Source organism: Perlucidibaca sp. (genome assembly GCF_057084925.1).
Map to the genome: position 1 here is coordinate 53,336 of NZ_JBXMRC010000011.1, position 9,258 is coordinate 62,593.

The window sequence follows — 9,258 nt, forward strand, 5'->3', positions numbered from 1 at the left end:
CACAGGCTTAACCGGGGGCCCGCATGACCAGCACCGACACCAATACTGCACAGCCCGAAAAACCGGAAAATGAAACGCCCGAGGTCGACAACGTTGACCAGCGTCACTCATTACTTGCGGCGCTGATCGCCAAGGGTAAAGAACAAGGCTTCCTGACCTTCAGCGAAGTTAACGACCATCTCCCGGAAACTGTTACTGAAAGCGAACAGATCGAAGACATCATTCAGATGTTGATCGACCTCGGCATTCCTGTGCATGAGCGCGCACCAGAAGCCGATGAGCTGATGCGCGAAGAAACACCGGAAGCCCGCGACGACGATCTGGCAGCGGAAGAAGCCGCTGCTGTGTTGGCCTCCGTGGAAAATGAACCGGGCCGCACCACCGACCCCGTACGCATGTACATGCGCGAAATGGGTACCGTCGAGCTGCTGACCCGCGAGGGCGAAATTGCCATTGCCAAGCGCATAGAAGATGGCATTCGCGATGTGCTGCATGCCATGGCCTACTGGCCTGGTGCTGTGGATTTACTCATTTCCGAATTTGATGCGGTTGAAGCTGGCGAGCGCCGTATTGGCGACGTCATTGCCGGTTTCTTAGATCCCGACCTGCCTGTTGCGGCACCGATCTCTTTGCCTGAAGGCGACGAAGAAGAGCTGGTGGTTGGCGAAGGCGCCGTTGCTAAAGTCGTGGGCGAAGAAGAAGAAGCCGCAGTAGAAGGCGATGCCGAAGAGGAAGAAGCCGACACTGGTCTCGATATGGAGATGGTGCGCGAACGCTTCGAAGCTCTGCGTACGCAAGCGGAAAAGACCGAGAAGGCGAAAGGCCGCACCGGTCGCTCCGCCAAGGCTTGGCAAACCAACATGAAAGAGCTGGCCGACATCTTCATGATGTTTAAGCTCACCCCGCGCGTCTACGATGGCATTGCTGAACACATCCGTAGCAGCGTCGATACGGTGCGTGCGCAAGAGCGCGCCATCATGATCTCCTGTGTGCGTCGCGCCCGCATGGAACGCTCCATGTTCCTACAGGACTTCCCCGGCAACGAAACTAACTTATCATGGTTAGACGACGAAATTGCCAAGCGCAAAACACTCGCTAAAGCCTTGGATGTTCAGCGCGAAGACATCATTCGTGCCCAGCAAAACATGATCGATTTGGAAACCGCGCACACCATTTCGGTGTCCGAAATCAAAGACATCAGCCGCCGCGTCAGCGTCGGTGAAGCCAAGGCACGTCGCGCCAAGAAAGAAATGGTCGAGGCCAACCTGCGTCTGGTGATCTCGATTGCCAAGAAGTACACCAACCGTGGCCTGCAGTTCCTCGATCTGATCCAGGAAGGCAACATTGGCCTCATGAAGGCCGTGGACAAGTTCGAATACCGTCGCGGCTTCAAGTTCTCGACCTATGCCACCTGGTGGATTCGTCAGGCCATCACTCGCTCCATCGCCGACCAGGCGCGCACCATCCGTATTCCGGTGCACATGATCGAGACCATCAACAAGCTCAATCGCGTGTCACGCCAGATGTTGCAGGAGATGGGTCGCGAGCCGACGCCAGAAGAACTGGGCGAGCGCTTGGAAATGCCGGAAGACAAAGTGCGCAAGGTACTGAAGATCGCGAAAGAGCCGATCTCCATGGAAACGCCGATTGGCGACGATGAAGACAGCCACCTGGGCGACTTCATCGAGGACACGCTGATGACCTCGCCGATCGATGCCGCCACCGCCGAAGGCCTGCGCGAAGCCACCCGCGAAGTGTTGGAAAACCTAACGCCGCGCGAGGCCAAGGTGCTGCGCATGCGTTTCGGTATCGACATGAATACCGATCACACGCTGGAAGAAGTCGGCAAGCAGTTCGATGTGACCCGTGAGCGTATTCGTCAGATCGAAGCCAAGGCGCTGCGTAAGCTGCGTCACCCGAGCCGCTCGGAGCACCTGCGTTCATTCCTCGATAGCGAGTGAGCTGCATGCGATTAATGAATGCTTGGTGAATAAAAAAGGGCCCTTCGGGGTCCTTTTTTATAGCAGCAGCCAAGCGTCAGGGGGCGGGCCGGATGCCTGAGAGAAACTGCTGGCTACAGTCGCGGATGGTCGTCAGCAGATCCTGCATATACGGCAAGGCCACGTCTTCTTCGCGAATCGCTGCGTAAAGCGTGCACCACACCGGCTCGCTGCCCAGCGGCCGCGTCTTCACCCAACCTCGTGCCACATACTCCGCCGCCGCCCAGCTCGGCAGCGCAGCCACGCCACGCCCACTGGCCACCAGCTGCACCATCATCAGCGTCAGCTCGGTACTCCGCAGCTTAGCCGGCATCACACCCGCCGGCGTCAGGAAGTGCTGGAAAATATCCAATCTGTCGCTATCCACGGGATAGGTGATCAGTGTTTCCTCAGCCAAGTCCGCCGGCACAAGGTCGCGCTTCTGGTTCAGAGCATGGGTATTGCTCAGCACCAGCAAGGGCTCGTACTGGAACAACGGCTGATAGCTGATGCCTGGCACCTGGCTGGGGTTGGAAGTGACCACCCAATCGAGACGGCTGTTTCGCAGATCATCCTGGGCATCGCCGTGAAAGCCACTCTGGAAGTCAATTTCGACCTCGGGCCAGTGCTGACGAAAGATGTTTAGCGTCGGCATCAACCACTCGTAGCAACTGTGGCACTCGATGGCCATGATCAGACGACCCGCCTGACCGCCGCGCAGCTTGATGATGTCGCGCTCAGCCTCGCGCAAGGCCTGCAGCACGGTATCCGCCAGCGCCAGCAAGCGCTCGCCGATCTGGGTGAAGCGCGGCGGACGCGTCTTGCGAATCAGCACCACGGCATCCACTTCCGCCTCCAGCTCACGTAACTGGTGCGATAGCGCGGACTGCGTCAGATGCAGGCGCTCAGCGGCGGCAACCAACGAACCGGTATCGTGGATGGCCTTCAAGGTGCGGAGCTGACGAATATCCATGAACGAACCATAAGTGAAATAATTTCACTAATAATCTTAAAATTATGAGTTTGTTTCAACAAAAAACTGCCGCCACACTGCCTGCCTGATTTCTGGAGCACATCATGCAAGCACATATCCTCGGTTTCCCCCGCATTGGCGCCGCCCGCGAACTCAAGTTCGCGCTTGAATCGTACTGGGCCGGCAAGTCTGACCGCGCTGCGCTCGAGCAGACCGGCCGCGACCTGCGCGCACGCCATTGGGCGCAGCAGCAGGCCGCTGGCCTGGACTTCGTCACCGTCGGCGACTTCGCGTTCTACGATCAGGTGCTCAACACCAGCGCCCTGCTCGGCGCCATCCCAGCGCGTTTTCGGGGTCATGGCCATACAGTTGGCACGAGCACGGAAGTCGATCTCAATACGCTGTTTCTGATGGCCCGTGGCCGAACGCCGTGCGGCTGCGATGCACCGGCCGCTGAAATGACCAAATGGTTTGATACCAACTATCACTATCTCGTGCCCGAACTCACCGTCGATCAGGCCTTTGCGCTGTCATCGCAGCGTCTGTTTGATGAGGTGCGCGAGGCCCAGGCACTGGGTTATCCGGTGAAAGCCGTGCTGCTGGGGCCGGTGAGCTACCTCTGGCTGAGCAAGGTTCATGGCGATGACTTTGATCGTCTCGCTCTGCTCGATCGCATCCTTCCGATCTATGTCGAGGCCATCAACCGCCTCGCCGATCTGGGCGTGAGCTGGCTGCAGATTGATGAGCCGATTCTGTCGCTGGATTTGCCGCTGGCCTGGCAGGCGGCCATCGAGTCGGCCTACAACCGGCTGCAGACACGGCGCATCAATCTGCTGCTGGCGACCTACTTCGCACCGCTGGCCGATAACCTCTGGCTGGCCACACGCCTGCCTGTCGCAGGCCTGCACATTGATGTCACACGCAGTGGTGATGAGTGGCGGCAGGTGCTAGATAACCTGAGCGAATACAAAATTCTGTCGCTGGGCCTGATCGATGCCCGCAATATCTGGCGCGCCGATCTGGCACGACTGAGCGAGATTGCCCACACGGCCCATGCCCGTCTCGGTGACCGTCTGTGGATTGCCAGCTCGGCCTCGTTGCAACATGCGCCTGTGGATCTCGCCGGCGAAACCGAACTCGCACCCGGTACTCGTCAGTGGCTCGCCTTTGCCGTGCAAAAGCTCAGCGAAGTCGCCCTGCTCAAGCGCGCTGTGCTTGAGCCGCAAGCAACTGATGTTGTTACCGCTCTCAACGCTGCCAGTGCCGCGCTGAACGATCGAGCCCATGCGCCCTGGCGCAACAATGCTGCCGTCAGCACTCGCCTGGCCGCACTCACGCCGCAAGATGCTGAACGCACCGCCTTCGCGGTACGTGCGCCGTTGCAGCAACGCAAACTCAATCTACCCATGCTGCCGACCACCACCATCGGCTCCTTTCCGCAAACGCCGGAAATTCGCAAGGCCAGAGCCGCCTACAAGGCCGGCCATCTGGGTGCGTCCGAATACGCTCACGCCATGCGCGCCTTCATCGTCGAGTCGGTGCAGGTCCAGGAAGATCTGGGACTGGATGTGCTGGTGCATGGCGAGCCCGAACGCAACGACATGGTCGAGTATTTCGGCGAGTTGCTCGACGGCTTCCTCTTTACCCGCAACGGCTGGGTGCAAAGCTACGGCAGCCGCTGCGTAAAGCCACCCATCATCGCAGGCGATGTCAGCCGATCAGAAGCCATGACCGTGGCCTGGGCCAAATTTGCGCAATCGCTGACGAAACGTCCCATGAAAGGCATGCTCACCGGCCCGGTCACCATTCTGTGCTGGTCATTCCTGCGCGACGACCTGTCGCGCGAGATCATCGCCCGACAGATCGCAATCGCCATTCGCGATGAAGTCTGCGATCTCGAGAAGGCCGGCATCGGCATCATCCAGATTGACGAGCCGGCGTTTCGTGAAGGCTTGCCGCTACGCAAATCATCGCAAGCCGACTACTGGCGCTGGGCCGTCAACGCCTTCCGCCTCAGCGCCAGCGGCGTCGGCGACGACACGCAGATTCATACGCACATGTGCTATTCGGAATTCAACGATTGCATCGCCCAGATTGCCGCCATGGATGCCGATGTCATCACCATTGAAACCGCCCGCTCGGCGATGGAGCTGCTCACGGTGTTCAACGAGTTTGACTACCCGAATGCGATCGGCCCCGGCGTTTATGACATCCACTCCCCGCGCGTGCCGCAGGCGGATGCCATGGCCCATTTGCTCGCCGAAGCGCTCAAGCGCATCCCGGCCGAACGACTCTGGGTTAATCCGGACTGTGGCTTGAAGACGCGTGGATGGCCGGAGGTGAAAGCGGCGCTTGCGGAGATGGTCAACGCAACTCAGCGTATGCGTGCCGAGCTGACGGTCGAAGCCTGATAGCGGCTCAGGCCTCTCGCAGAAAACGTCCTAACTCGCGCGCAAAACGCAACGGCTCGTCCTTTAGCGGGACATGGCCGGAGCGCTCGAAGCGCACGATGCGCGAACCTGAATGCGCAGAGGCCACCAACGCCTGACCGGCTTCGGCATACAGCAGCGAACGCACCCCGGTGATCACGGTCACCGGCACGGCATCGCGGGCCAGACTGCCGCGGTAATCATGGCCGCCTGCTGCATAAGCGGCGAGGTAGGTGCGCATGTCCTCCAGTCGAGCCATCGGCAGTGGCACATGCTGAAGCAGTGCGCGCGGCAAACGCATCACGCCACGTAACAGCGGTCGCAGGGCCTTGCCACCCGCCATCAGCGCCAGCACTTCGGCCAACGTGTCGCCGGCCTCCTGCCGTGCGACCAATGGCAGATCGGCAAAACGAGCACACTCCGGATGCCTGTCCAGCACGGCAACAATCTCGCGCAATTTGACGAACAACTCAGGCTGCCGCGAACCGAACAAACCATGCGACCAATCTGTACGATTGCCGACGCAAGGCGACTGATCGATATGCATGTAGCGCTTAACCGCCGTAAAGCCGCCCTCGCGCTGTAAGTGCAGCGAGGTGGTGCCACCTAGCGAAATACCCACGAGGAGAAAGTCACGTAGCCCGAAATGCGCGATGACATCCTGCACATCTTCCATGTGTGCCTGAAAGACATCGCCGGGTTTTAGTGCGACCTCGGCCGAACCGCCAGCACCGCGAAAATCCACCAGGTAAAACCGGAAACGCCCGAGATGCGGCAGGATGAACGGCAGCCAGCTGCTGCCACTCATGCCCAGACCCGGCAACATCAAAACCGGCTGACCGCGCCCGAGGACGCGGACATGCAAGGCTGCGCCATCACGCAGAGGAACATGTGCCATGAAGCGTTACTTCATGCGCTTGGAGCTCATGGATACCAGTTTTTGGTAGGCCGATGGGAAGAAGCGAACCATCAGATCGATGGCCACGGCATCCTTACCGATCAGTACGCGGCGATCGTTCTTTTCCACGCCACGGATGATGACGGCAGCCGCTTCATCGGCGGTGGTCGTGAACAGCTTTTCAAATTTCTCGGTGCTGTTGGTGCTTAAACCCAGTTTATTCACCGAGTTATCCATACGCGCTGCTTTCGCGATGTTGGTCTTGATGCCGCCTGGGTGAACGCTGGTTGCGCTGACATTCACCTTTTGCATTTCCAGTTCCTGGCGCAACGCTTCGGTGAAGCCACGGACTGCAAACTTGGAGGCGTTGTAGGCGCTCTGCGAGGGCACCGCCATCAAACCAAACACACTAGAAGTGTTGATGATGTGGCCTTCGCCAGCATCTTTCAGGTACGGCAGGAAGGCCTTAGTCCCGTGCACCACGCCCCAGAAATTGATGTTCATGATCCATTCCAGATCTTCGTAGCTGCCGCCGTCAACAGCACTGCCAAGCGCAACGCCGGCATTGTTGAAGATCAGGTTGACCTTACCGTGGTCACGAGCCACTTGGTCGGCCCAAGCAAATACGGCATCTTTATTAGACACATCGAGCTTTTGCGAAGTGACTTTCACACCTGTGCCATTGAGCAGTTTTACGGTCTCTGCCAAGCCAGTTTCGTTAATGTCGCTGAGTGCAACATGGCAGCCACGGCTGGCCAGCAACACAGCCAAAGAACGACCCATACCCGAGCTAGCGCCGGTAATGGCAGCGACTTTATTCTTGAAATCTTTCATCAGTAATGACCTGTTATTGACAGTGAACGCTGGCAAGGTACATTTGACAACGCTGACTGTCAATAAACTTTTTCAGGCTTACAATCTGGCCGCCAGCTCCGCGCCCTCGCGGATGGCTCGACGCGCATCCAACTCTCCCGCGAGCTTGGCTCCGCCAATCACGTGATAGCGCTTGTCGGTGATCTTGCCTTCAGCATCACGCGGAATCAGATCAGTCACCGACTCCTGACCAGCGCAGAGAATCACATGATCGACATCGAGAATGTGCTCTTCCGTACCGCCCACACGAATGTGCAAGCCCAGATCATCTACCTTCAGATACTCGACTTCGGCCATCATTTTTACGCCGAACTGACCGAGCAAGGCCTTGTGCGCCCAGCCCGTGGTTTTGCCCGGGCCGGCACCCATTTTCTTCTGGCCCGGCTTGCGTTGCAGCATAGTGATTTCGCGCTGAGCGAAGCGGCGCTCCGGCGCCTTCAGGCCGTTTTCCTGCACCTCGAAATCCACGCCCCAATGCTTGGCCCAATGTTCGACGGACTGATTGCGCTCTTCCAGCAAGTACGCGCACATATCCACGCCGATGCCGCCCGAGCCGATCACGGCTACGCGCTGACCGACCTGCACTTCGCCGCGCAGCACCTGCGGGTAGCTCAGCACCTTGGCGTGATCCACGCCGGGGAAGCGCGGCGTGCGCGGCTTTACACCCGTCGCGATGATCACATCATCAAAGCCGGCTAGCTGCTCGGCGGTGACTTTGCTGTTGAGCTTGACCTGTACGCCGGTGCGCGCCAATTCATTGCGGTAGTAGCGGATGGTTTCCTGGAACTCTTCCTTGCCTGGCACAGCCGCTGCCATATTGAACTGACCGCCGATATCCGCTGCTGCTTCGAACAGGGTCACTTCATGGCCACGATCCGCCGCCACTGTCGCCGCCGTCAGACCGGCCATGCCACCACCCACTACTGCCACCTTCTTCGACTTACGCGCCTTCACGTAGACCAGCTCAGTCTCGTAGCCGGCACGCGGATTGACCAGACAGGTCGCGCGTTGATTTGAGAAGGTCAAATCGAGACAGCCTTGGTTACACGCGATACAGGTGTTGATGGCTTCTGGCTTGCCGGCGATGGTTTTGTTAACGAAGTCCGGATCGGCCAGCAGCGGACGCGCCATCGAAATCAAATCAGCATCACCGCTGCCGACGATGTCATCACACATTTCAGGCGTGTTGATGCGGTTCGAGGCCATCACTGGGATTTTCAATTCTTTCTTGATGCGCGCAGTCACACTGCGGAAGGCCGCACGCGGCACCTGCGTAGCAATGGTCGGAACGCGCGCTTCATGCCAGCCAATGCCGGTATTGAGAATGTTGATGCCAGCCGCTTCCAGCGCCTTGGCAATGGTCACGACTTCTTCCCAGGTGTTGCCACCCGGCACCATATCGATCAGTGACAGGCGATAGCAGAGAATGAAGTTCGGGCCGACCTTTTCACGTACGGCCTTGACGATCTCCAGCGGCAGACGCATGCGGTTCTCGATCGGGCCACCCCAGCGATCGGTACGCTGGTTCACGCGCGAGCAGATGAACTGGTTCAGTAGATAGCCTTCCGAGCCCATGATTTCGATGCCGTCATAACCCGCCAGCTGCGCTAGACGCGCCGTGTGCGCATAATCCTTAATGGTCTGCAGAATGAGCTTCTCGCTCATCGCTTTCGGCTTGAACGGATTGATAGGCGACTTAACAGCCGACGACGACACCGAGAATGGATGGTAGGCATAGCGACCAGCGTGCAATACCTGCATCAGGATCTTGCCATCGTGCTCATGCACAGCCGAGGTCACGCGGCGGTGATTGATGATGTCGCCATAGGTATTCATGGTGCCCGCTGCCGGCAGCAGCCAACCCTGGCGATTCATCGCGATACCGCCGGTGATCATCAGCGCGGTACCGCCCTTGGCACGCTCGCCAAAATAGGCAGCCAGTTTGCCGTAGTTCCAGAAGCGATCTTCGAGGCCGGTGTGCATAGAGCCCATGACGATGCGGTTGCGCAGCGTGGTGAAGCCGAGATCGAGCGGAGCCAGCATATTGGAGAAAGCAGTCATGTTTAAATCCTCGTCATCGCCGGAAAAAGGCGGTAAAGTTAACGC

At 58.7% G+C, this 9,258-nt stretch carries 6 protein-coding genes; 2 read left to right on the plus strand and 4 right to left on the minus strand.

Annotated features, from left to right (window positions below):
• Window positions 1-23 precede the first annotated feature (23 nt).
• Window positions 24-1,961 (plus strand): RNA polymerase sigma factor RpoD, encoded by a 1,938-nt coding sequence (gene rpoD, locus AC14IB_RS03530; protein ID WP_484230585.1) that lies wholly within the window; start codon window positions 24-26, stop codon window positions 1,959-1,961.
• A gap of 76 nt (window positions 1,962-2,037) precedes the next feature.
• On the opposite strand, the gene AC14IB_RS03535 is transcribed toward rpoD, so the two are convergent.
• A complete protein-coding gene (locus tag AC14IB_RS03535) occupies window positions 2,038-2,952 on the minus strand; it encodes a LysR substrate-binding domain-containing protein (RefSeq protein WP_484230586.1) in 915 nt (304 codons plus the stop codon).
• 104 nt (window positions 2,953-3,056) lie between these two features.
• Here AC14IB_RS03535 and metE point away from each other — a divergent pair, with 104 nt between their 5' ends.
• Entirely contained in the window at window positions 3,057-5,363 is a 2,307-nt protein-coding gene (gene metE, locus AC14IB_RS03540; RefSeq protein WP_484230587.1) for a 5-methyltetrahydropteroyltriglutamate--homocysteine S-methyltransferase, read from the plus strand.
• Between the two features lie 7 nt (window positions 5,364-5,370).
• Here the strand turns inward: metE and AC14IB_RS03545 are convergent, their stop codons facing one another.
• The 3 genes from AC14IB_RS03545 to AC14IB_RS03555 form a co-directional block, all read right to left on the minus strand.
• Window positions 5,371-6,279, minus strand: coding sequence for an alpha/beta fold hydrolase (locus AC14IB_RS03545; protein WP_484230588.1), 909 nt, complete (start codon window positions 6,277-6,279; stop codon window positions 5,371-5,373).
• A gap of 6 nt (window positions 6,280-6,285) precedes the next feature.
• Window positions 6,286-7,113, minus strand: coding sequence for an SDR family NAD(P)-dependent oxidoreductase (locus AC14IB_RS03550; protein ID WP_484230589.1), 828 nt, complete (start codon window positions 7,111-7,113; stop codon window positions 6,286-6,288).
• A 78-nt stretch (window positions 7,114-7,191) separates the two neighbouring features.
• Complete coding sequence (locus AC14IB_RS03555) at window positions 7,192-9,213, minus strand: oxidoreductase (protein ID WP_484230590.1); 2,022 nt, start codon at window positions 9,211-9,213, stop codon at window positions 7,192-7,194.
• Between the last annotated feature and the right edge of the window lie 45 nt (window positions 9,214-9,258).

Coding starts and splice junctions, on each gene's coding strand:
- AC14IB_RS03535 (WP_484230586.1), bottom strand. CDS start 2,952: ATGGATATTCGTCAGCTCCGCACCTTGAAGGCCATCCACGATACCGGT.
- metE (WP_484230587.1), top strand. CDS start 3,057: ATGCAAGCACATATCCTCGGTTTCCCCCGCATTGGCGCCGCCCGCGAA.
- AC14IB_RS03550 (WP_484230589.1), bottom strand. CDS start 7,113: ATGAAAGATTTCAAGAATAAAGTCGCTGCCATTACCGGCGCTAGCTCG.
- AC14IB_RS03555 (WP_484230590.1), bottom strand. CDS start 9,213: ATGACTGCTTTCTCCAATATGCTGGCTCCGCTCGATCTCGGCTTCACC.
- AC14IB_RS03545 (WP_484230588.1), bottom strand. CDS start 6,279: ATGGCACATGTTCCTCTGCGTGATGGCGCAGCCTTGCATGTCCGCGTC.
- rpoD (WP_484230585.1), top strand. CDS start 24: ATGACCAGCACCGACACCAATACTGCACAGCCCGAAAAACCGGAAAAT.